Source organism: Pseudomonas mohnii, from assembly GCF_900105115.1.
Taxonomy (GTDB): domain Bacteria; phylum Pseudomonadota; class Gammaproteobacteria; order Pseudomonadales; family Pseudomonadaceae; genus Aquipseudomonas; species Aquipseudomonas mohnii.
Map to the genome: position 1 here is coordinate 5746923 of NZ_FNRV01000001.1, position 20929 is coordinate 5767851.

21 protein-coding genes are annotated in these 20929 nt (G+C 61.1%); 9 read left to right on the plus strand and 12 right to left on the minus strand.

All coding sequences use genetic code 11. The annotated features are described in order from the left end of the window. Positions 1-176: 176 nt before the first annotated feature. A complete protein-coding gene (locus BLV61_RS26885; RefSeq protein WP_090468548.1) occupies positions 177-1283 on the minus strand; it encodes an alkene reductase in 1107 nt (368 codons plus the stop codon). A gap of 235 nt (positions 1284-1518) precedes the next feature. Between BLV61_RS26885 and BLV61_RS26890 the strand changes: the two genes are divergently transcribed. Together BLV61_RS26890 and BLV61_RS31360 are read left to right on the plus strand one after the other, a co-directional pair. Then, the gene (locus BLV61_RS26890) at positions 1519-2241 is read left to right on the plus strand and encodes a GNAT family N-acetyltransferase (protein ID WP_090468550.1); all 723 of its coding nucleotides are present in this window, start codon (positions 1519-1521) and stop codon (positions 2239-2241) included. A 169-nt stretch (positions 2242-2410) separates the two neighbouring features. After that, positions 2411-3130 carry a hypothetical protein gene (locus BLV61_RS31360; RefSeq protein ID WP_167361808.1) on the plus strand — a complete coding sequence of 240 codons (720 nt, stop codon included), beginning with the start codon at positions 2411-2413 and terminating at the stop codon, positions 3128-3130. A 204-nt stretch (positions 3131-3334) separates the two neighbouring features. Here BLV61_RS31360 and BLV61_RS26900 read toward each other — a convergent pair whose 3' ends face one another. Together BLV61_RS26900 and BLV61_RS26905 are read right to left on the minus strand one after the other, a co-directional pair. Continuing rightward, positions 3335-4465, minus strand: a complete 1131-nt coding sequence (locus BLV61_RS26900) for a DmpA family aminopeptidase (RefSeq protein ID WP_090468555.1) — start codon at positions 4463-4465, stop codon at positions 3335-3337. Between the two features lie 159 nt (positions 4466-4624). Then, a complete protein-coding gene (locus BLV61_RS26905) occupies positions 4625-5728 on the minus strand; it encodes a polyamine ABC transporter substrate-binding protein (protein WP_090468559.1) in 1104 nt (367 codons plus the stop codon). A 111-nt stretch (positions 5729-5839) separates the two neighbouring features. Here BLV61_RS26905 and BLV61_RS26910 point away from each other — a divergent pair, with 111 nt between their 5' ends. After that, positions 5840-6613 carry a helix-turn-helix transcriptional regulator gene (locus BLV61_RS26910; RefSeq protein WP_090468562.1) on the plus strand — a complete coding sequence of 258 codons (774 nt, stop codon included), beginning with the start codon at positions 5840-5842 and terminating at the stop codon, positions 6611-6613. 45 nt (positions 6614-6658) lie between these two features. On the opposite strand, the gene BLV61_RS26915 is transcribed toward BLV61_RS26910, so the two are convergent. Beyond that, positions 6659-7600: a class I SAM-dependent methyltransferase gene (locus BLV61_RS26915; protein ID WP_090468564.1), complete on the minus strand. Its 942-nt coding sequence runs from the start codon at positions 7598-7600 to the stop codon at positions 6659-6661. A 279-nt stretch (positions 7601-7879) separates the two neighbouring features. On the opposite strand from BLV61_RS26915, the gene BLV61_RS26920 reads away from it, so the two are divergent. The 5 genes from BLV61_RS26920 to BLV61_RS26940 all read left to right on the plus strand — a co-directional run bounded on the left by BLV61_RS26920 (position 7880) and on the right by BLV61_RS26940 (position 11054). Continuing rightward, positions 7880-8497 carry a cytochrome b/b6 domain-containing protein gene (locus BLV61_RS26920; RefSeq protein ID WP_047527843.1) on the plus strand — a complete coding sequence of 206 codons (618 nt, stop codon included), beginning with the start codon at positions 7880-7882 and terminating at the stop codon, positions 8495-8497. Then, positions 8494-9279, plus strand: a complete 786-nt coding sequence (locus BLV61_RS26925) for a molybdopterin-dependent oxidoreductase (RefSeq protein WP_090468568.1) — start codon at positions 8494-8496, stop codon at positions 9277-9279. The genes BLV61_RS26920 and BLV61_RS26925 overlap by 4 nt, the downstream gene beginning before the upstream one ends. A 50-nt stretch (positions 9280-9329) precedes the next feature. Then, entirely contained in the window at positions 9330-9656 is a 327-nt protein-coding gene (locus BLV61_RS26930; RefSeq protein WP_090468570.1) for a pentapeptide MXKDX repeat protein, read from the plus strand. Between the two features lie 268 nt (positions 9657-9924). Next, positions 9925-10335 carry a response regulator gene (locus BLV61_RS26935; RefSeq protein ID WP_090468572.1) on the plus strand — a complete coding sequence of 137 codons (411 nt, stop codon included), beginning with the start codon at positions 9925-9927 and terminating at the stop codon, positions 10333-10335. Positions 10336-10388: 53 nt separating this feature from the next. Then, complete coding sequence (locus tag BLV61_RS26940) at positions 10389-11054, plus strand: HAD-IA family hydrolase (RefSeq protein WP_090468574.1); 666 nt, start codon at positions 10389-10391, stop codon at positions 11052-11054. Positions 11055-11185: 131 nt separating this feature from the next. Here the strand turns inward: BLV61_RS26940 and BLV61_RS26945 are convergent, their stop codons facing one another. The 6 genes from BLV61_RS26945 to BLV61_RS26970 form a co-directional block, all read right to left on the minus strand. Beyond that, positions 11186-11638, minus strand: coding sequence for a hypothetical protein (locus BLV61_RS26945; protein WP_047527851.1), 453 nt, complete (start codon positions 11636-11638; stop codon positions 11186-11188). A gap of 144 nt (positions 11639-11782) precedes the next feature. Then, positions 11783-13144, minus strand: a complete 1362-nt coding sequence (locus tag BLV61_RS26950; protein WP_090468575.1) for a purine-cytosine permease family protein — start codon at positions 13142-13144, stop codon at positions 11783-11785. A 5-nt stretch (positions 13145-13149) separates the two neighbouring features. Further along, positions 13150-13827: a cysteine hydrolase family protein gene (locus tag BLV61_RS26955; protein ID WP_090468577.1), complete on the minus strand. Its 678-nt coding sequence runs from the start codon at positions 13825-13827 to the stop codon at positions 13150-13152. Positions 13828-13960: 133 nt separating this feature from the next. Continuing rightward, a complete protein-coding gene (locus BLV61_RS31365; RefSeq protein ID WP_167361809.1) occupies positions 13961-14113 on the minus strand; it encodes a hypothetical protein in 153 nt (50 codons plus the stop codon). A gap of 144 nt (positions 14114-14257) precedes the next feature. Continuing rightward, the gene (locus BLV61_RS26960) at positions 14258-15301 is read right to left on the minus strand and encodes an LLM class flavin-dependent oxidoreductase (RefSeq protein ID WP_047527857.1); all 1044 of its coding nucleotides are present in this window, start codon (positions 15299-15301) and stop codon (positions 14258-14260) included. Between the two features lie 803 nt (positions 15302-16104). Beyond that, the gene (locus tag BLV61_RS26970) at positions 16105-16590 is read right to left on the minus strand and encodes a flavin reductase family protein (RefSeq protein WP_047527859.1); all 486 of its coding nucleotides are present in this window, start codon (positions 16588-16590) and stop codon (positions 16105-16107) included. Positions 16591-16913: 323 nt separating this feature from the next. On the opposite strand from BLV61_RS26970, the gene BLV61_RS26975 reads away from it, so the two are divergent. Beyond that, positions 16914-18320 (plus strand): purine-cytosine permease family protein, encoded by a 1407-nt coding sequence (locus tag BLV61_RS26975; RefSeq protein ID WP_090468581.1) that lies wholly within the window; start codon positions 16914-16916, stop codon positions 18318-18320. A 626-nt stretch (positions 18321-18946) separates the two neighbouring features. On the opposite strand, the gene BLV61_RS26980 is transcribed toward BLV61_RS26975, so the two are convergent. Further along, positions 18947-20101, minus strand: coding sequence for an ABC transporter ATP-binding protein (locus BLV61_RS26980; protein ID WP_090468583.1), 1155 nt, complete (start codon positions 20099-20101; stop codon positions 18947-18949). Positions 20102-20118: 17 nt separating this feature from the next. Further along, positions 20119-20928: an ABC transporter permease gene (locus BLV61_RS26985; protein ID WP_047527863.1), complete on the minus strand. Its 810-nt coding sequence runs from the start codon at positions 20926-20928 to the stop codon at positions 20119-20121. Position 20929 lies beyond the last annotated feature (1 nt).

Below are 20929 nucleotides of genomic sequence, written 5' to 3' on the forward strand. Positions count from 1 at the left end.
TAGAGGGGGGAGGGGCAATTGCAAAGCAGAGGTTTGGCCTGGAAACCGGTTGGCCCCATTCGCGAGCAGGCTCGCTCCCACAAGGGGTCTTTGGCGAGCACATTATTCGTGCACGACGCAGACCCAATGTGGGAGCGAGCCCGCTCGCGATAGCGATGTTGCATCCAGCGCCAATGTCAGGCGCTGTGCTGATAGACCGGATAATCAGTAAACCCCACCTCGTTACCCCCGTAAAACGTCTCCCGGTCGTAGGCGTTGAGCGGCCGGTCATGGCGAATGCGCTCCGGCAAGTCGGGGTTGGCGATGAAGTCACGACCGAAAGCCACCAGGTCTGCGTCGCCTGCCTGGAGGATCTGCTCGGCCGACGTGGCGGTGAAGCCACCGGCGGCAACGATCAGACCGTTGTAATGCCGGCGGATCAACTGCGCGGCCACCGGGTTCTGGTCCTTGCTTTCATCGATGGAATTGCCCAGTACCCGGGGCTCGATCAAGTGCAGATAGGCCAGTTGCAGCGGTGCCAGCTGCTGCGCGACGTAGACGAACAGGGCTTCGGGATCGCTGTCGTGCATGTCGCCGAAGTTGCCGCTGGGCCCGAGCCGCACGGCCACGCGTTCGCTGCCCCATACCGAAATCACTGCACGGGTGATATCCATCAGGAAGCGCGCACGCTTGGCAATGGTGCCGCCGTAGGCATCGGTGCGGCGGTTGCTCCCGTCCTGCAGGAACTGGTCGATCAGGTAACCGTTGGCGCCGTGGATTTCCACCCCGTCGAAACCGGCTTGCAAGCCCCGTTGCGCGGCACGGCGGAAATCTTCGACCAGCGCCTCGACTTCCATTTCGTCGAGAGCGCGGTGCGGCGTGCTCGGCACCCAGCCGTTGGCGGTGTAGGCAACGCCGTTGTAATCGACCTGCGAAGGCGCGACCGGTGGCGCGCCGTCGGGCTGCATGTCGCTGTGGGACTGGCGACCGGCATGGAACAGCTGCAGGAAAATCCGCCCGCCCTTGGCGTGGACGGCTTCGGTGATGGCCTTCCAGCCCGGAATTTGTGCATCGTTATACAGGCCGGGCGAACCGAGGTAGCCGTTGCCGGTGGTGGACACAACCGTCGCTTCGGAAATGATCAGGCCGCCATCGGTGGCGCGTTGCGAGTAGTACTCGGCCATCAACGCACCCGGCAGGTCGCCGGGCTCCGAACGCATGCGGGTCAGCGGTGCCATGACTACGCGATGGCTGAGGGAGTAGGGGCCGATCTGGATGTTGGACAGCAGGGTGGGGTGTTTCATGGTGATCTCCGTTAAATGTCTGGAGGCCACCTTAGGCCAGGCGAGTGTGGAGAAAAACGGCCCGGCGATCCGCTCTCTCAGGACGCATTGCTCCGTAATCGCTCCGGCGCCAGTTTCCGCGGCCGGACGTTCAGCCGTCTCGACGGTTTGGCAGGCGAGTAATGCGCCCGGGCACGTTATGATAGGCAGCCCCGCGATCAACGCTTCACCCCAGCCCCCGGAGTCAGCCCCCGCAATGCCCCAGATCAGCCACTTCAAAACCCCGTGCCCCGAGCACATCAACAGCCAGATCCTGCAGATGGTGGTCGATAACCTGACCGACATCAGCATGGTCGCGATCCCGCCCAGCAACCTGTTGTACAACGTCTACCAGTATGCGATTGGCTATGAGGTGCACCTGTATCTGGAGGCGTTGAACGGGGCGAAAGGGATTGATGTGGAGTTGCTGGTCGCCACCGATCTGGACGACCCGGACAAGGTCATCGGCTTTTTGCTGTACTTGCCGGTCAAGGACGATCCCGAGGCGTGCGGCGTGGCTTATATGGCGGTGGATGCTAGCCATCGGCGCCAGGGCGTTGCGCGCAAAATGCTGCGGGAGATGGTCGGTCGCTATCCCCATGCCGAGCTGACCTGTGCAGTGGGCAAGGTGCCGTACTTCGAAGCGATGGGCTTTCAGGTCGTGGGTGCGCGCGCTACCCAGGTGCTGATGAACACCCGCGATCACGGCAGCGACGGCCTGATGGCGCTGCTGGATGTGGCGTCAATCTACAGCTCCCTGGAAGTGCGGCAGATTCACACCTACCTGCTGCAAAAACATGGCAAGCGCGCCATGCTCGACGCGGAAAAACAGCGTGACCGGCATCTGGACCAATTGACGCGCAAGGCCAACGAGTTTGTGCGCGAACGACTGGGGGAGGACGCCGTGCCCGCCACCGGCCCGCGCTTGCGCCTGGTCTGATAACCCGATCGAAACCGTAGGAGCGAGCCTGCTCGCGAAAAACGCCCGGGCAACACGGGCATTCAGACAGCCCGCGTTATCGTTGACGACCATCGCGAGCAGGCTCGCTCCCACAAAGATCTGCATGGCACCTGTAGGAGCGAGCCCGCTCGCGAAAAGCGCGCGGGCAATGCGGGGTGTTCAGATACCCCGCGTTATCGTTGAGGTCCATCGCGAGCAAGCCCGCTCCCACAAGGATCTGCATGGCACCCGTAGGAGCGAGCCTGCTCGCGAAAAACGCACGGACAACACGGGCATTCAGACAGCCGGCGTTATCGTCGACGTCCATCGCGGGCAAGCCCGCTCCCACAAGGATCTGCATGGCACCTGTAGGAGCGAGCCTGCTCGCGAAAAACGCACGGACAACACGGGCATTCAGACAGCCGGCGTTATCGTCGACGTCCATCGCGGGCAAGCCCGCTCCCACAAGGATCTGCATGGCACCTGTAGGACCGAGCCTGCTCGCGAAAAACGCACGGGCAACACGGGCATTCAGACAGCCGGCGTTATCTTCGACGTCCATCGCGGGCAGGCCCGCTCCCACAAGGATCTGCATGGCACCTGTAGGAGCGAGCCTGCTCGCGAAAAACGCCCGGGCAACACGGGCATTCAGACAGCCGGCGTTATCGTTGACGTCCATCGCGGGCAGGCCGCTTCCACAAGGATCTGCATGGCACCTGTAGGAGCGAGCCTGCTCGCGAAAAACGCCCGGGCAACACGGGCATTCAGACAGCCGGCGTTATCGTCGACGTCCATCGCGGGCAGGCCGCTTCCACAAGGGGCGGATTTCAGGCAGCACAAAGCCCGGCCATTTGCCGGGCTTTCTCTGGTCTGGAAGTCGCGCAGTTAAAAAAGAGCCTCAAAGCTCTTTGATGGGGAGGAAGTGGAGCCATTGAGGCTCAAGATGCGCATGAAGCAGGCGGTGAGCTTGATAGGGGTTCAGTACACTCACCACCTGCGCAACGGCTTGGGCAAGCAAGCGGCTGCGCAGAATCATCGTAGAAAGTTGGGGGTTCGACCTCAAGTACCGCTAGTCGAATCACCCCCATAATTGTCAGCTTTTTGTTTTCCCGGCGCCCGGCCATCCGGCCTGCTGCAGGGCATCGAGCAGCGTTTCCGGATCCAGTCCCGGCACGGCATGCCCATTGCCTTCGGCACTGTCGGCGGCCAGCAGGGCGTTGATGATGGCTTCTTCCACCGCTTCGGTGGCCGCCAGGAACAATTCGCTGATGTGATCGTTATTGACCATGCTCAGGTTGCCCGTGGTGGGCGCGCGTTTGCTCTCGTAGGCGGCGGGCGGCACGTGCGGGTTGCCGGTGGAAAAGGCGATGAAGATGTCACCGCTGTGGTCTTCGTTACCACCGCCGGTGCGGGCCAGGCCGAGGCTGGCACGCTGCGCCAGGCGTGTGCATTGGTGTGGCAGCAACGGCGCATCGGTGGCCAGGCACACCACGATCGAACCCATGCCCGGATGCGGCAGCGATGCCTTGAGGAACGGCGAATCGACCTGTTCCATGTAGCGCCCGACCGGGTAGCCATCGACGCGCAACTCACCGCGAATACCGTGGTTGGCCTGGACGATGGCGCCGACCGTCCAGCCGCCCTGGGCATTGTTCAGGCGCCGTGAAGCGGTGCCGATGCCGCCCTTGAATTCATGGCAGATCATGCCGCTGCCACCGCCGACATTGCCCTCGGCCACCGGGCCGCTTTCTGCTGTACGCAGGGCCTGGGCCACATGTTCGACCTGCACATGGAAGCCGTTGATGTCGTTGAGCAAACCGTCGAAGGTCTCCAGCACGACCGGCATGTTCCAGTAGAGCCGGCCGTCGTCCGGTTGCTGCTCACGGTCCAGCACGATCAGCGCATCTCGCACCACGCCCAGGCTATGGGTGTTGGTGAAGGCGATCGGACTGGTCAGCAGACCCGCTTCGCGAATCCATTCCAGGCCGGTCGCGTCGCCATTGCCATTGAGCACATGAACGCCGGCAAAACACGGTTGCAGGCTGGTCGAACCGGCACGCGGTTCGATCACGGTGACACCGGTGAGGATGTCACGACCCTTGGCACTGCGGCCGCGCACATTGCTGTGGCCGACGCGCACGCCGGGGACATCGGTGATGGCATTGAGCGGGCCGGGTTGCAGTTGGCCAAACTGGATATTGAGGTCGCGGGCACGTGGTTTCATCGGTTTACTCATCTTCGAATTCGTGGGTTGGAAAATATCTGGCTGACAGCGGTGATTCACTTGTGGGAGCGCGCCTGCTCGCGAATGCGGTGTATCAGGCGAAGTGATGTCGACTGACCCGACGTCTTCGCGAGCTGGCTCGCTCCCACAGGATCAAATTCATTCGCCGTTCTTGACCTTGCTCCAGATCCGCGTGCGCACCCGTTCGGTAGCCGGCGGCAAGGGTTGCAGGGTGAACAGGGTGGCCAGGGCCTCGGCCGACGGGTAGACCGCAGGGTTGTTGCGGGTTGCCTCGGCCACCAGCGCCGTCGCGTTGCGGTTGCCGTTGGGGTAGTTGAGGTGATTGCTGACCGGGGCAATGACGTCGGCACGCATCAGGTAGTCGATGAACGCCAGCCCCTGTTGCGGATGCGGGGCATCCTTGAGCAACACCAGGGTGTCGAACCACACCGGCGCGCCTTCCTTGGGCAGGCTGTAGGCGATCTTCACGCCATTGCCGGCCTGTTCGGCGGTGGCCTTGGCCTCCAGCATCGCGCCGGACCAGCCCACCGCGACGCAGATGTTGCCGTTGGACAGATCGCTGATGAATTTCGACGAATTGAAGTAAGCGATGTGTGGACGCAGCTTGAGCAGCAGCGCTTCGGCCTTGTTGTAGTCCTCGGGGTTGGTGCTGTTGGGCGGCAGGCCCAGGTAGTGCAGGGCGACCGGCAGCATTTCCGAGGGCGAATCGAGCATCGCCACGCCGCACTGGCCGAGCTTGGCCAGGTTCTCTTCCTTGAACACTAGGTCCCAGGAGTCCACCGGCGCCTTGTCACCCAGGGCAGCGCGAACCTTGTCGACGTTGTAGCCGATGCCGTTGGTGCCCCACAGGTACGGCACGGCGTACTGGTTGCCCGGATCATTGTTGGCCAGTTTCGCCATCAGATCCGCGTCCATGTTAGTGAAATCCGGCATCCGGGCGTGGGGCAGCGGGGCGAGGGCGCCGGCCTTGATCAGGGTCGGCAGGCTGAAGTTGCTGGCCACCACCACGTCGTAGCCGCTGCGGCTGGTCAGCAGTTTTCCTTCCAGGACTTCGGCGCTGTCGAAGGTGTCATAGACCGGCTGGATACCGGTGTCACGCTTGAAGTCATGCAGGGTGTTCGGGCCGATGTAGTCGTACCAGTTGTACACATGCACGGTCTCGCCATCGGCGGCGACCGCCGACAACGAGATCGCCAGACAGGCGCCCAACCCCAGATTGAAATACGAGCGGTGACCACTCATGATGCGGCACTCCTGGCCTGCTGCAGGCCGGTGATAATCAGGAGTCTGCAGCGTATCGACCGGGGTGGCCGTCACCCATTCCCATCATGGGTTACTCGAAAGGGGTAGTGCGTGGACGCGTTGTTGAAAGAGTTACCGCTGCACCAGGGGCTGGCGCGGGTGTTTGGCGCCGTGGGCCAGGAGGGCTTCTGGCGGGCGCTGGTCGACACCCTGCGTTTGCTGGTGCCGCTGGACAACGCGCTGGTCGCGGTGATGCAGGCCGGACGGGTGCCCAGCCTGCTGATTGATTTCGACTCGCGGGGCGTTGCCGACGAGCATGAAGAACTGGCGGATTACCGCGCCGGCATGTACCTGCTCGATCCGTTCTACCTGGCCGTGTGCGCGGGCATTGCCGATGGCTTGCACAGGCTCGAATCGGTGGCACCCGACCAGTTCCAGCAGAGCGAGTACTACCTGAGTTACTTCCGTTCGGTGGTCGGCGGCGACGAATTGCAGTTCATGCTCAACGTCGACGGCGCCGTGCTCGGTTTGTCCCTGGGACGTTCCACACGCTTCAGCCTCGAAGAGCAGGGTCGCCTGCTGTGCGTGCGCGATTGGGTGCTGGCCGCCATGCGTCGACATACGCAACTGCTGCCGCTGCAAGGGCCGGCCGCCGAGGCGGTGGCCGGTGATCTGGCGACCTTGCTGGACCGCTTCGATGCACGCCTGTCGGCACGGGAAATCGAAACCGCGCGCCTGATTCTCCAGGGCTTCTCCAGCAAGGCCATCGCCCAGCACATGGGGATCTCGCCGGAGACGGTGAAGGTGCATCGGCGCAATCTCTATCACAAGCTCAATGTGAACGGACATGGCGAGCTGTTTGCCCTGGTGTTGCGGCCACGCTGACGCTTTCGCTTTTGCAGGCGCCGGCTTGCCGGCGAAGGCGGTGTTTCAGCTTTGCAGTTTGAACACCAACGCCTTCAGCCCGCATTCGATATCGGCATCCGGAAATTCCGGCGGATTTTCCAGTCGTTCGATGAATTGCAGGCTCGGCGCTTCGCGGGTGACGCCGTCGATCAGGAAGTCGGCACCGAAGGCCGGGTCGTTCATGCAGGCCAGAACGGTGCCGTTTTCAGCGAGCAATTCCGGCAGGCGGCGCAGCACGCGCTGGTAGTCCTTGGTCAACAGGAAGCTGCCTTTCTGGAACGACGGCGGGTCGATGATCACCAGGTCGTAAGGGCCTTTGCCGATGACTTTGCCCCAGGACTTGAACAGGTCGTGGCCAAGAAAGGTCACCTTGCCAAGGTCATGCCCATTGAGCCGGTGATTGTCGCGACCGCGGCTCAGGGCCGGGCTGGACATGTCGAGATTGACCACGTGGGTCGCGCCGCCCTCGATGGCGGCAACGGAGAAGCCGCAGGTGTAGGCGAACAGGTTTAGCACCCGTTTGCCCTCGGCGTTGGCCCGTACCCAATCGCGACCGTAGCGCATGTCCAGAAACAGGCCGGTGTTCTGTTTGCGCCCAAGGTCCACCCGGTACTTCAGACCGCCCTCGACAATCGTCAGCTCGTCGATTTCTTCCCCGAGCAACCATTCGGTGGTGCTTTGCAGCAGGTAGCGATGTTGCAGCAGCAGGGTGTGCGCGCCGGATTGCGCCCAGGCGTCTGACTGCGTGAATGCCAGCAGAAGCTGTTTCAACGCCTCCAGCTGCGCCGCTTCCGGCTCCTTGAACAACGCCACCAGTACCACGCCCTGCAACCAGTCGACGGTCAATTGCTCCAGCCCCGGCCAGCAGCGGCCGCGGCCGTGGAACAGGCGGCGGGTTTCGGCGGGGGCGGCCGCCAGGGCGGTCAGCAAATGTTCGCGGAGGGTGGCGAGGGCTTCAGGGTTCATCGGGTCGGGTCGGTCATTTGAAGGGGGCGGCATTTAACCATAGTTGCAGCATGGGCGGTTCCCACAAACCTTGTAGGAGCGAGCCTGCTCGCGATGGACTTGAGTACGCTGCGGGGTGTCAGACTTCCCGCGTTTTCGTTAACGACCATCGCGAGCCGGCTCGCTCCTACAAGGGGTCGGGTGAGGGCAGTTATCACGATTTATTTAACTTTACGTGAGGATTTGGCGACCTTGCGGCTCCCATACTCGGCCCCAACGAACAACAGCCGGGAGCCCGTCATGTCGCCGCTACCTGCCTCACCCAGAGCCAGCCATCCACGATGGCTAAGGCTGACCCACTGGCTCAACGCCCTGGCGGTGCTGGTCATGGTCACCAGCGGTTGGCGCATCTACAACGCCTCGCCGATCTTCGATTTCAGCTTTCCCAAGTCGATCACCCTCGGCGGCTGGCTCGGTGGTGCGTTGCAATGGCACTTCGCTGCCATGTGGTTCCTGGCGATCAACGGTCTTGTCTATCTGGCGTTCAACCTGTTCAGCGGGCGCCTGAAACGGCGCTTTTTCCCGGTCTCGCCCAAAGGCGTGCTGCAAGACTTGTGGGCCGCGTTGCGGGGCAAACTCGGTCACGCCGACCTCAGTCATTACAACCAGGTGCAGCGCGTGGCCTACCTGTTCGTGATGGTCGATATCACGCTGCTGGTGCTTTCCGGGCTGGTGCTGTGGAAGTCCGTGCAGTTCCCGCTGTTGCGTGAGCTGCTGTGGGGCTACGAAGGCGCACGACGTGTGCACTTCTTCGCCATGGCGCTGTTGGTCGCCTTCGTGGCGGTGCATCTGGTGATGGTCGCGCTGGTGCCAAAAACACTCTTGGCCATGATCGTGGGTCGCAAGGAGCCCGTATGAAAAAGCACATTCAAGGATCGGGTCTGGACGAGTCGTCCATCCTGACCGACGCCCGCAAAATCCTCGCCCCGCAGATCGAAGACCGCTCGCGCCGTTCGTTCCTGCTGCGCGGTCTGACCCTCGGTGGCGTGGCCATGCTGTCCGGCTGCAACCTCACCGACAACGAAAGCGTCGACACCGCCTTGTCGTCGATGTCGCGCTTCAACGATCGGGTGCAGGGCTGGCTGTTCAACCCCAACGCCATGGCGCCGACCTATCCGGAGTCGATGATCACCCGGCCGTTTCCTTTCAATGCCTTCTACGGCATCGACGAGGCACCGGTGGTGGACCAGGAGAGTTATCGCCTGGAAGTGACCGGCCTGGTCGCCGACAAGCGCAGCTGGCGCCTCGAAGAGCTACGCGCGATGGCGCAGACCGACCAGATCACCCGGCACATTTGCGTCGAAGGCTGGAGCGCGATCGGCCGCTGGGGTGGTGTGCGCTTCAGCGATTTCCTCAAACGCGTGGGCGCCGACACCGATGCCAAATACGTCGGCTTCAAGTGCGCCGACGACTACTACACCAGTATCGACATGGCCACCGCACTGCATGCGCAAACCCTGCTGGCGCTGACCTATGACGGCGCCGTGCTGCCTCGCGAATACGGTTTCCCGATGAAGCTGCGCATGCCCACCAAGCTCGGCTACAAGAACCCCAAACACATCCAGGCGATTTTCGTCAGCAACACCTACAGCGGTGGCTACTGGGAAGACCAGGGCTACAACTGGTTCGGTGGCAGCTGACAGGCGCCCGGCAACTTCGTTTGTCCCCCCATGCATCAAGGAGTTTCATCATGAAAAAGTTGACCACCGTTGTTCTGTCCCTGTGCCTGGCCGTCGGCGCCGCCAGCGTGTTTGCCGCCGATACGATGAGCAATGACAGCATGAGCAAAGACTCGATGTCCAAGGACGCCATGTCCAAGGACACGATGAAAAAAGACGCGATGACCAAGGATTCAATGTCCAAGGACACCATGTCCAAGGACGCGATGAAAAAAGATGCCATGTCCAAAGATGCCATGTCCAAAGATGCCATGTCCAAAGATGCGATGAAGAAAGACGCCATGTCCAAGGACAGCATGAGCAAGGACGCGATGAAAAAGGACGCCATGTCGCAGTAACCCCGGCCAACTGCAAACCCTGTGGGAGCGAGCTTGCTCGCGATGACGGTGTGTCAGTCAACATCAATATCGACTGGTAAACCTCATCGCGAGCAGGCTCGCTCCTACAGGTTTATCACCCTATGACTTGAAGTCATGCCCCATGCCATTGCCTGGTTTCACCCTTTGCCTGCATCAAAAATGAATTTCCGCCCACTCCGCTGCTCCTACCTGTAGGCAGCGGCATTGAGCCCGCGAATTCATTGAAGCATCAGGGAGCGGCACGGTCATGAGTCGAGTACCGACAGCGGGCGAACACCTTCCTGGCGGGTTGATCCTGGTGGTTGAGGATGACCCGCTCATTCTGGAGTTTCTCTGTGAAATCCTGCAGGACGAAGGCTTTGTGGTGCAGCCGCAGACCAGTGCGGACGCTGCATCGCAGTATCTGGAGCAGCATGCGCAGGATGTGCGGATGCTGCTGACCGACATCACCATGCCGGGCAAGCTCAATGGCGCGGACCTGGCCAACCTGGTCGGTGATCGCTGGCCGGACAAGCCGATCATGATCATGTCCGGCTATGAAACCCCCGAAAGTTCAGGCGTGCGGCATGCGGTTTGGTTCATCAAGAAACCCTGGGCCCTCGGGCAGTTGCTCGACTGCGTACAAAACGCATTGCAGGCTAATCTTCCGCCGCATTGATCCTGTACATTGGCCATCACACCCGCCAGCTCCGTTAGACAGGAAGGTCCGCCTTGTCCGCTCAAACCTGCGTTTTCCATCACCCGTACCGTGCCTTTCTGTTCGATATGGACGGCACCGTACTGACGTCCATTGCCGCCGCCGAGCGCGTCTGGGCGACCTGGGCCAAGCGTCACGGCGTCGATGTCGAGACCTTCCTGCCGACCATCCACGGCGCCCGCGCCATCGACACGATCAGCCGTCTGGCGTTACCCGGCGTCGATGCCGAAGCCGAAGCGGCATGGATCACCCAGGCGGAACTCGAGGATGTCGACGGGGTGGCAGAGGTGGTGGGTGCGGCGGGGTTTCTCAAGTCATTGCCGGCCCATCGATGGGCCATCGTCACCTCGGCCCCCAGAGCGTTGGCGTTGCGCCGCATGGCCGCCGCCGGGATTCCCGAGCCGCAGGTGATGGTCACGGCCGAAGACGTCAGCGCTGGCAAACCTGATCCGGCCGGTTATCGATTGGCGGCCCGGCGACTGGGTGTCGAGATCACCGAATGCCTGGTGTTCGAAGACGCCACTGTTGGTATTCTCGCGGCCGAAGCGGCGGGGGCGGATTTGCTGATCGTCACGGCCACCCATGATCAGCCGATGCAGACGGCGCACGCGACCCTGGCCGGTTATGACCAGATTGTGGCCAGACTGAACGACGACCTGATCCAGCTGCAGCTTTTGTGAGTGATAGCGCCTTCCAATGAAAAAGGCCCGCCAGCAGGTTCTGCTGAAGGGCCGTCAGGTGAGCGTTAAGGGGGCGTTCGCACCGCTGCCGGCGTCGCCTCGCCAGTCGGGATGCGGGTGCTGGCCTTGAGCTATTTCTGCGCAACGCCTTGCTTGATGTCCCCACAGAAAATATCGACATTTCCATCGGTCGCCGCAGTGCGCACGACAATGGAATACTCACCGGCCAGCAGCACGGACAATTCGACGGGGGCGCTTCGGCTGAACGACCAGCCACGTACGGCCTGGCGTTCGGTATCGACCTTGTCGTTCATGGCGTAGGCGACGGGCCCGGGTTTTGCGCAACTGCCCTTGTTGATGAACGAATAGAGGCGCAAGGGCAGCACCGCTCCGGTTGGAACACCGCTGATGAAGAAGCTGAGGCCGGTCTGTTTGCCCCAGTCGGACAAGGCGACATTGCCGATCTGACCAGTGTTTTGCCGGGTGGCAACCAATGTAACGGACACGCTCTTGTTTGATGAAGTAGCGCAGCCGAACAGACTGGTCATGACCATGAGCGCGGTAAGTGAGTTTCTGAATTTCATTGCCAACCTCCTGCATAGAAGAACCGCAATGGGTGATTAAGGGGTATAGCTCATTAATCGCTGTCCGGGGCTGCAATGCTGTCCACTCAAGGTCGAACACTGACTTGTGGCGAGGGAGCAAGCGCCCTCGCCACAGATTAACGATTACGACGCTTGCTTCAGCACCGGCGCGCGCTTGCCGAGCTTCATCAGCCAGAAGTAGCTCAAGGCCGGCACCAGCAACCCGACCAGCCAGGCCAGGTCGACGCCGTCGAGGGCCGTGGCCACCGGGCCGACGTAGAGCGTGGTGTTCATGAACGGAATCTCCAGCGCAATCGCCAGCACAAAACTGCCGCAGGCAATCCAGTTGACCCGGCCATAGATCCCGTTGACGTCGAAGATGTCATCGATCCGGTACTGACCTTTGCGCAAGCAGTAGTAATCCACCAGATTGATCGCCGTCCACGGGATCAGGAAGTAGCTCATGAAGAAAATGAAGTTGAGAAAGAAGGTGATGAAGTCATCCTGACTGATGGTGCACAGGGCGGTGGCCACCAGGCTGATCACCAGCATGAACAGGCCGCGCACCCGGGGTGTCACTTTCAGGCGGGTGAAGGGTTCGATCACGGTGATGGTCGACATGAAAGCGCCGTACAGGTTGAAGACGTTGATCGACACCTGGCCGTAGACGATGAAGGCGAACAGCAGGAGCGCGCCGCTGCCGAACAGCCCGGCGACATGGCCGCCGACGTTACTGGAGAAGTCGCCGATGCCGACGCTCAGGATCGCCCCGAGAATCATCATCCACGCACCGCCACTGACCGTCCCGGCGTAGCTGTACCAGAACACCTTGGCGGTCGGCGTTTGGCTGGGCAGGTAGCGCGAATAGTCGGCGACATACGGCGCATACGACAGCTGCCAGGTGACGGCAATGCTCACGGCCACCAGGAATTTCGACAGCGAGAACCCGGTCGGTAGCCACTGCTCGGGCGGAATCGACAGTTGCAGGGCGAAGAGCGTGGCGACGACGAACACCAGCAGCGAAAGGATCGACAGCAGTTTCTGCAGGCGGTGAATCAATCGGTAGCCGTAGAGCGCGACGACGAAGCACAAGGCGCCGATCAGGTAGATGTTGCCGTTGGCGGGCAACGGGCTGACCGACTCCAGCGCTTGGGCGGCGAGCAGCGTGTTGCTGACGAAGAATCCCAGGTAGATCAGCATCACGAACAACAGCGGCAACACCGCCCCGAGCACGCCGAACTGGGCCCGGCTCTGGATCATCTGCGGGATGCCCAGTTTCGGTCCCTGGGCGGAGTGGGAGGCCATGAATATCGCCCCGATCAGCGAGCCGATGATGATTGCCAATGCGCTCCAGAACAGGTTGAGCCCCATCACCACCGGCAGCACACCCGAGGCGATGGTGGTGATGTTCATGTTGGCGCCGAACCAGATGAAAAACAGTGAACCCGGCTGACCATGACGTTCGGCTTCGGGGATGAAATCGATGCTTCTTTTTTCAACTTGCATGGCGATCACTCCTGAGTCCGGACGAGGTGGGTGTGCAGGCGGGCGATGGTGCTTTGCAGTTCGTGGGGCTGGTGGGCGAACAGGTCCGGGTGCTCGGGACTCAGGCTTACGTAGTCACGGTTTTCCAGGGCGCGCCGGCATTCGCCGGTGGTGAGGATTTCCAGGGAGTAGACCCAGTTGGCCATGATCAACAGCGCCGAATAGTGCCCGGCCTCGGTGGTCGTGGTGCACGCATCGCTGACCAGGCGAATGTGGTAGCCGAGGGCAAAGGCATCGAACACCGTGGTCAACACGCAGACATCGGTCAGCACGCCGCCGATGATCAGCGTGTCGACGTCCAGTGCCTTGAGCCGGGCATCGAGGTCGGTACGGTGGAAAGCGCTGTAGCGGCCTTTATCGACGACGGCTTCATCGGGTCGCGGGGCGAGGCTTTGGATGATCTCCACTTGCCGCGTGCCGGCGCGATAGCCGCTCGGGCCGCCATCGGCGGCGCGGGGTTCGCCCGGTGGCAGATCACTGCCGTCGGCCTGGTTGATATGGCGGGTATAGATAACGGGGACCCGCTGCTGGCGGGCGCTTTGGAGCAGTGTGGCGGTGTTGGCCAGCACCGAATCGAAGTGTTCGAGGACGAAACCGTCCTCCTGTTGCATGTCGATGATCAACAGTGCGTTTTTATTGTTCATAGAGCAAACCTGATCATGGGCCGGACGCTGTTGCGTCCAGCCAGCCCGATAACCACCGGGCCGAAGCACAATGCACCACAACCGCGAGGCTATCGCCTGACGTCGAGGTACGTGGATTCCTGTTCGGGAGTGCTCAGTGAACTATTTGCCAGAAGCCGTTCTGCTTGGCCGAAACACTGGCGCGCAAACGCTTGAAATGCAGGTGCGAAGCGGTCCATTCACCGCGCAGGTAAGCCCGCGCGGCGCCGGAGGGAAGGGCGAGTGACTGGAGACGACCATTGAACATGGAAATCGACCCTGTAGGAGCGAGCCCGCTCCGGGCGGCGTTCCGACGAAAGACCTGAGAACCCCGCGGGGTGTCAGGCCCCCAGCGTTATCGTTGACGAACATCGCGAGCAAGCTCGCTCCTACATAAAGCAACTCAGAGGACTCAGCGGAACGCCGGGACCACGTGTTTGATAAACAGCTCCAGGGATTTCTTCTTCTCGGCGTGCGGCAAGCTGTTGTCGCACCAGAAGCTGAACTCGTCGACGCCCAGTTCCTGATAGTACTTGATGCGCGGAATGATCTCTTCCGGGGTACCGATCATGGCGGTTTTGTGCAGGCTGTCCAGTTCGAACTCCGGACGGCCGGCGAATTTCTCTTCCGGGCTTGGCGCCAGGAAGCCGTTGACCGGGGTTTCCTTGTTGCCGAACCAGGCATCGAAAGTGCGATAGAACTTGGCGATCGCCTTGGCCCCGACCTTCCAGCCTTCGGGATCATCGACTGCGTGAACATGGGTGTGACGCAGCACCATCAGTTGCGGGCGTGGCACGTCCGGGTTGTTGTCCAGCGCGGTCTGGAACTTGTTCTTCAGGTCCAGTACTTCTTCGTCGCCTTTCATCAACGGCGTCACCATGACGTTGCAGCCATTGGCCACGGCGAAGTTGTGCGAGTCCGGGTCACGGGCGGCGATCCACATCGGCGGGTTCGGCTTCTGGATTGGCTTGGGCACGCTGGTAGAGGTCGGGAATTTCCAGATGTCGCCGTCATGGGCGTAGTCGCCTTGCCACAGGGCACGAACCACCGGAACCATTTCCCGTAGCGCCTGGCCGCCGCTTGAGGCTGGCATGCCACCGGCCATGCGGTCGAATTCAACCTGGTAAGCACCACGGGCCAGGCCCACTTCCATGCGCCCGTTGCTGATCACGTCCAGCAATGCGCATTCGCCGGCGACCCGGATCGGGTGCCAGAACGGCGCGATGATGGTGCCGGCGCCGAGGTGGATGGTGGTGGTCTTGGCCGCCAGGTAGGCCAGCAGCGGCATCGGGCTCGGCGAGATGGTGTATTCCATGGCGTGGTGCTCACCGATCCAGACGGTGCTGAAACCACCGGCTTCGGCCATCAAGGTCAGCTCGGTCAAGTCTTCGAACAGCTGGCGATGGCTGATGCTTTCGTCCCAACGTTCCATGTGTACGAACAGGGAAAATTTCATGACGCTTACCTCGGATCTTTTGTTGTCGGCCTGTCGACTGCGGGCCTGTTGCCTGGAATGAGCGCAGGGCTCCCCGGTGTTCTCGCCAGTGTAAAGCGCGTTCCTGAGTACGGCTGTTCGGCTGATTGATTATTGGTATACCATAATACGGAATATCTGCAAAATATTTCTCTTAGACGGTCACTTACCAAGAGTCACTCGGCTTATGCCTATCTGTCCCTGGGCACGCAGGAGGGCGGTTATGTATTCCGGCGCGGACAACACGGGCATTCAGACGGTCGGCGTTATCGTTGACGTCCATCGCGGGCAAGCCCGCTCCCACAAGGATTTGCGTGGAACCCAAAACCGTAGGAGCGAGCCCGCTCGCGAAAAACGCGCGGACAACGCAGTCATTCAGACAGCCAGCGTTATCGTTGACGTCCATCGCGAGCAGGCTCGCTCCTACAGGGATTTGCGTAGATCTGTAGGAGCGAGCCTGCTCGCGAAAAACGTGCGGGCACCACGGGCATTCAGACGACCCGCGTTATCGTTGACGTCCATTGCGAGCAGGCTCGCTCCTACATGGATTTGCGTAGATCTGTAGGAGCGAGCCCGCTCGCGAAAAACGCGCGGGCAACACGGGCATTCAGACGACCCGCGTTATCGTTAACGCCCATCGCGAGCAGGCTCGCTCCTACAGGGATTTGCGTAGATCTGTAGGAGCGAGCCCGCTCGCGAAAAACGCGCGGACAACACGGGCATTCAGACGACCCGCGTTGTTGACGCCCATCGCGAGCAGGCTCGCTCCTACATGGATTGTGGAATCAGGCGAGAACGGGCAGGGCGCCCATCTTGCCGTGGCAATACACCAGTGGTCCGGCATTCTGCCGGGGCACGATCAGGTTCTTCACCGCGCCGACCATGATCGCGTGGTCGCCCCCTTCATATTCGCGCCACAGTTCGCATTCGATGACCGCCGTGGCGTTGGCCAGGATCGGATTGCCCAGCTCGCTCAATGTCCACTCGATGCCTTGTGCCTTGTCTTTGCCCTTGCGCGCGAAGGCATAGGCTTCGCTTTGCTGACCGCCGGAAAGCACATGAATGGCAAAGCGTTTGTTCTTGATCAGAACCGGGTAGGAGTCGGAGCTGTAGTTGGGGCAGAACAGCACCAGGGCCGGATCCATGGACAGCGAACTGAACGCACTGGCTGTCAGGCCGACGATTTGCCCGTCGTCATCGAGCGTGGTGATCACGGTTACGCCGGACGGGAACGAGCCCATGACTTGTTTGTAGATGGCGGCATCGATCATTGGACTGTCCTCGGGTGTGGTGCATGGTTTTTATGAGTTTGTAGGTCTGATGGTATACCGTAATACATCGTTTGCAAGGGCTTTTTCTACCGGCCGATAAACGTACACCTCCGGTCTTGAGGTCAATAAATACAGGGCTTTCAGCTAGGCAGAGGGTGGGGGTTTGCGGCAGGATTGCAGATCAGATGGGATTGCAAAGACCGGATCAGTCTTGTGAAAAAGTTGGAATACCATAATATGGTGTTCATCTGAGGGGCGACCAGAGAGTCCCCCCGGTTTGGCTTCATACAAAGATAAGAACAGACAAACTCGAGTTCATGCATATGTCCCAGATGTCCCGGCAAGACCCGTTGATCGAGAATCACACGGTCGACTACGTTCCACTCGCAGAGCGCCACGGGAAGGCCCGCGATCTGTTCACCCTATGGTTCAGCACCAACATTGCGCCACTGCCTATCGTCACCGGTGCCATGGTGGTTCAAGTGTTCCATCTCAATTTGTTCTGGGGGCTGTTGGCGATTGCCCTGGGACACATGGTCGGCGGGCTGGTGATTGCCCTGGCATCGGCCCAGGGCCCGCGCATGGGCATTCCGCAAATGGTGCAGAGCCGGGGTCAGTTCGGTCGCTATGGCGCGCTGCTGATCGTGTTCTTTGCCGCCCTGATTTACGTCGGTTTTTTCATTTCCAACATCGTGTTGGCCGGCAAATCGATCGTCGGCATCGTGCCTTCGGTCCCGGTGCCTGCCAGTATCCTGATCGGTGCCCTCAGCGCGACCGCCATCGGGGTGATCGGTTACCGCTTCATCCATACCCTCAATCGTATTGGTACCTGGGTGATGGGCAGCGCGCTGCTCGCCGGTTTCCTCTACATCTTCGCCCATGACTTGCCGGCGGACTTCTTCACCCGTGGCGGTTTCAACCTGTCCGGCTGGTTGGCCACCGTGTCCCTGGGCATCATCTGGCAGATCAGCTTTTCGCCTTACGTGTCGGACTACTCGCGCTACCTGCCGGCGGATATCGGCATCACTCGCCCGTTCTTCGCCACTTACCTGGGCGCGACGCTGGGCACGATCCTCTCGTTCACTTTCGGCGCGGTGGCGGTCCTGGCGACCCCGGAAGGCACTGAAGCGATGGCTGCGGTCAAGCAATCGACCGGTTGGCTGGGGCCGATTCTGATGGTGCTGTTCCTGCTCAACATCATCAGTCACAACGCCTTGAATCTGTATGGCGCGGTGCTGTCGATCATCACCTCGATCCAGACCTTCGCCAGTCAGTGGACGCCGAGCATCAAGGTGCGCGTGGTGTTGTCGAGCGTGGTGCTGGCGGGGTGCTGCGTGGTCGCGCTCGGCGCTTCGGCGGACTTCATCTCACAGTTCATCGGGCTGATCCTGGCGCTGCTGTTAGTGCTGGTGCCGTGGGCTTCGATCAACCTGATCGATTTCTATGTGATCAAGCGTGGGTGCTACGACATTGCCTCGATCTTCCGTGCGGATGGCGGGATCTATGGGCGGTTCAATCTGCATGCGATCGTGGCGTATTTCATCGGGATCATCGTGCAGTTGCCGTTCGCCAATACATCGCTGTATGTCGGGCCTTATGCCAATCTGGTTGAGGGCGCGGATCTGTCGTGGCTGGTGGGGTTGGTGGTGACGTGTCCGCTGTATTACTGCCTGGCAACTCGTGGGCAGGCTCGGTTGAGCCGGGTTGCGGGGCTTGGTTTTACTGATTGATATTGGGTGATGTTTGTCTGGAATGCCCGGCTTTTGGCCGGGCATTTTTGTTCTGGTGATTCGTGAATACAGGCAGCCTGGTGCCGACCTGTTGTTTGTTTTCGGAGTACCTACCCATTCCTGCGGTAACGGCCACTTTTGGTTTTGCCCTGATGGCGAGTCTCTTTTTCAAAAGCCAAAGCGAGGCGGCCTGACAGCGGACCTGATTACAGGTCTGTCTGCGATCCCCTTGTGGGAGCCAGCCTGCTGGCGATGAACGCCCGGATAACGCGATCCTTCAGACAGGGCGCGTTATCGTTGACGTCCATCGCCAGCAGGCTGGCTCCCACAGGGGATTGGCGGTGTCCGCGAAAATCAGGTCGGCTGTCAGGCCGCCTCGCGTTGCTCTGGCTATTGATGATCTTGCCCCATCGCGGCGGGCCCAGCGAACGCCAGGGTTTGATTACTTGGCCCCGGGTGGCGTTGCGCTTTTCAAAGTGACCCGCTGTAAGAGCGGAACCCCAAGTGGCCGTTACCGAAGGAATGGACAGGTACACTCACTGAAAAAAAAGGTCACCACAACCCGACGTTGTGATGACCCGAGGGTGACACTCTATTACCGGTCCACTGGCATGGACCTCAAAACATCAATGGGCCCCAGCCGCCTTGTTCAGGTCGCTCTCAGCCCATTCGGTATAGACACAAGCATCCGCCGTCGCCCAGCGCACGCGCACCGGATCGCCCGCCTTCATGGGCATGCCGGCGGCAGACAACGCCTTGACGGTCATCGAGGTGCCACCCGAGGTCACCACACTGCAGGTCTGGCTTTCGCCCAGGAACAACACTTCCACGACCTTGGCCGAGACTTCATTCCAGCCGGCGGCCAGTGGCTCCCGGGCTGCTTGCTCAACGCTCAAGGCCAATGCTTTTTCCGGACGCACCATCAGCAGCACATCCTGATGGGTTTGCAGCCCGGCGGTCAGGCGGATCGACAGCGACTGCCCTTCAAACGAAGCCGCCGCATTGCCCTGGGCCTTGAGTTTGAGGAAGTTCGAGTTGCCGAGGAACGAGGCGACGAAGGCATTCGGCGGGTTCTGGTACAGGTCATAGCCGCTGCCCAGGCCAACGATCTTGCCGTGGCTGAAGATCGCGATGCGCTGGGACAGGCGCATGGCTTCTTCCTGGTCGTGGGTCACGTAGACGATGGTGATGCCCAGGCGCCGATGCAGCTGGCGCAGTTCATCCTGCAAATCTTCACGCAGTTTTTTGTCCAGTGCGCCGAGGGGTTCGTCCATCAGCAGGATGCGTGGCTCGTAGACCAGTGCCCGGGCGATGGCGACCCGTTGCTGCTGGCCGCCGGACAGTTGCGAAGGGCGGCGATGGGCAAACTGCTCGAGCTGCACCAGCTTGAGCATGGCATCGACCCGGCGTTCACGTTCGGCCGCGGACAGTTTGCGAATCGTCAGCGGGAAGGCAATGTTGTCGCGCACCGACAGATGCGGGAACAGCGAGTAGCGCTGGAACACCATGCCAATATCGCGTTTGTGCGGCGGTACATTGACCAGCGACTGACCATTGACCAGGATCTCGCCGCTGCTCGGCGTTTCGAAGCCGGCGAGCATCGACAGGGTGGTGCTTTTGCCGGAGCCGCTGGAGCCGAGGAAGGTCAGGAACTCACCGTCCTTGATGTCCAGCGAGATGTTGTCCACGGCGGCGAAGTCGCCGTAGTACTTGTTCAGGTTGCGCAGGCTGACCAGCGGCTGGTCGTTTTGCTGGGCGCTATCTTTGATCACTGCACTCATGTCGTTCTCCTGCGCGCTCAGGCGCTGATTTCGTTGCGCCGGCGCAGTGCGGCGGCGATCACCATGACCAATACCGAGAGGCCGATCAGCAGCGTCGAGGCGACGGCGATCACGGGCGTCAGGTCCTGGCGCAGGGTGGTCCACATTTTCACGGGGAGGGTTTGCAGGGTCGGGCTGGCCATCATCACGCTCAACACCACTTCATCCCACGAGACGAGGAAGGCGAAGAGGGCGCCGGCCACCATGCCGGGACGAATCGCCGGGAAGGTGACCTTGAACACTGCTTGCAGGCGCGAGGCACCGCAGATCACCGCGGCATCCTCGATCGACTGGTCGAACAGCTTCAGCGAGTTGATGATCGAGATGATGGTGAACGGCAACGCGACGATCACATGGCTGACCACGAACGCGAACATCGTCCCGGTGTAGCCCAGTTTCAGGAACAGCGCGTACACCGCCACGGCGATGATCACCAGCGGCACGATCATTGGCAGGGTGAACAGGCCGTAGAGCATTTCCCGGCCAGGAAAGCGGCCGCGCACCAGGGCGAACGCGGTTGGCAAACCCAGGGCCACGGCGAAGAACGTGGTCAGCACCGCGACCTTGAGGCTGGCCATGGCCGCGTTCATCCAGTCGGCGTTGGAGAAGAACTGGACGTACCATTTCAGCGTCCAGCCCGGTGGCGGGAACACCAGCCATTGCGACGATCCGAACGACAGCAGCACGATGAACACGATCGGCAGCAACAGGAACAGACCGATCAGCCCGGTGGTGGCGTACAGGCCGAAGCGCATCCGGCGGCTCATGGCATTGGGGGTCAGGAGCATG

What these genes read in the sequence shown, in the direction of transcription:
- BLV61_RS26950 (WP_090468575.1), bottom strand. Translation starts at nt 13,144, where the DNA reads ATGCAAGTTGAAAAAAGAAGCATCGATTTCATCCCCGAAGCCGAACGT.
- BLV61_RS26885 (WP_090468548.1), bottom strand. Translation starts at nt 1,283, where the DNA reads ATGAAACACCCCACCCTGCTGTCCAACATCCAGATCGGCCCCTACTCC.
- BLV61_RS26920 (WP_047527843.1), top strand. Translation starts at nt 7,880, where the DNA reads ATGTCGCCGCTACCTGCCTCACCCAGAGCCAGCCATCCACGATGGCTA.
- BLV61_RS26985 (WP_047527863.1), bottom strand. Translation starts at nt 20,928, where the DNA reads ATGCTCCTGACCCCCAATGCCATGAGCCGCCGGATGCGCTTCGGCCTG.
- BLV61_RS26955 (WP_090468577.1), bottom strand. Translation starts at nt 13,827, where the DNA reads ATGAACAATAAAAACGCACTGTTGATCATCGACATGCAACAGGAGGAC.
- BLV61_RS26925 (WP_090468568.1), top strand. Translation starts at nt 8,494, where the DNA reads ATGAAAAAGCACATTCAAGGATCGGGTCTGGACGAGTCGTCCATCCTG.
- BLV61_RS26930 (WP_090468570.1), top strand. Translation starts at nt 9,330, where the DNA reads ATGAAAAAGTTGACCACCGTTGTTCTGTCCCTGTGCCTGGCCGTCGGC.
- BLV61_RS26960 (WP_047527857.1), bottom strand. Translation starts at nt 15,301, where the DNA reads ATGAAATTTTCCCTGTTCGTACACATGGAACGTTGGGACGAAAGCATC.
- BLV61_RS26890 (WP_090468550.1), top strand. Translation starts at nt 1,519, where the DNA reads ATGCCCCAGATCAGCCACTTCAAAACCCCGTGCCCCGAGCACATCAAC.
- BLV61_RS26975 (WP_090468581.1), top strand. Translation starts at nt 16,914, where the DNA reads ATGTCCCAGATGTCCCGGCAAGACCCGTTGATCGAGAATCACACGGTC.
- BLV61_RS31360 (WP_167361808.1), top strand. Translation starts at nt 2,411, where the DNA reads ATGCGGGGTGTTCAGATACCCCGCGTTATCGTTGAGGTCCATCGCGAG.
- BLV61_RS26900 (WP_090468555.1), bottom strand. Translation starts at nt 4,465, where the DNA reads ATGAAACCACGTGCCCGCGACCTCAATATCCAGTTTGGCCAACTGCAA.
- BLV61_RS26935 (WP_090468572.1), top strand. Translation starts at nt 9,925, where the DNA reads ATGAGTCGAGTACCGACAGCGGGCGAACACCTTCCTGGCGGGTTGATC.
- BLV61_RS26915 (WP_090468564.1), bottom strand. Translation starts at nt 7,600, where the DNA reads ATGAACCCTGAAGCCCTCGCCACCCTCCGCGAACATTTGCTGACCGCC.
- BLV61_RS26905 (WP_090468559.1), bottom strand. Translation starts at nt 5,728, where the DNA reads ATGAGTGGTCACCGCTCGTATTTCAATCTGGGGTTGGGCGCCTGTCTG.
- BLV61_RS26970 (WP_047527859.1), bottom strand. Translation starts at nt 16,590, where the DNA reads ATGATCGATGCCGCCATCTACAAACAAGTCATGGGCTCGTTCCCGTCC.
- BLV61_RS26945 (WP_047527851.1), bottom strand. Translation starts at nt 11,638, where the DNA reads ATGAAATTCAGAAACTCACTTACCGCGCTCATGGTCATGACCAGTCTG.
- BLV61_RS26980 (WP_090468583.1), bottom strand. Translation starts at nt 20,101, where the DNA reads ATGAGTGCAGTGATCAAAGATAGCGCCCAGCAAAACGACCAGCCGCTG.
- BLV61_RS31365 (WP_167361809.1), bottom strand. Translation starts at nt 14,113, where the DNA reads ATGTTCAATGGTCGTCTCCAGTCACTCGCCCTTCCCTCCGGCGCCGCG.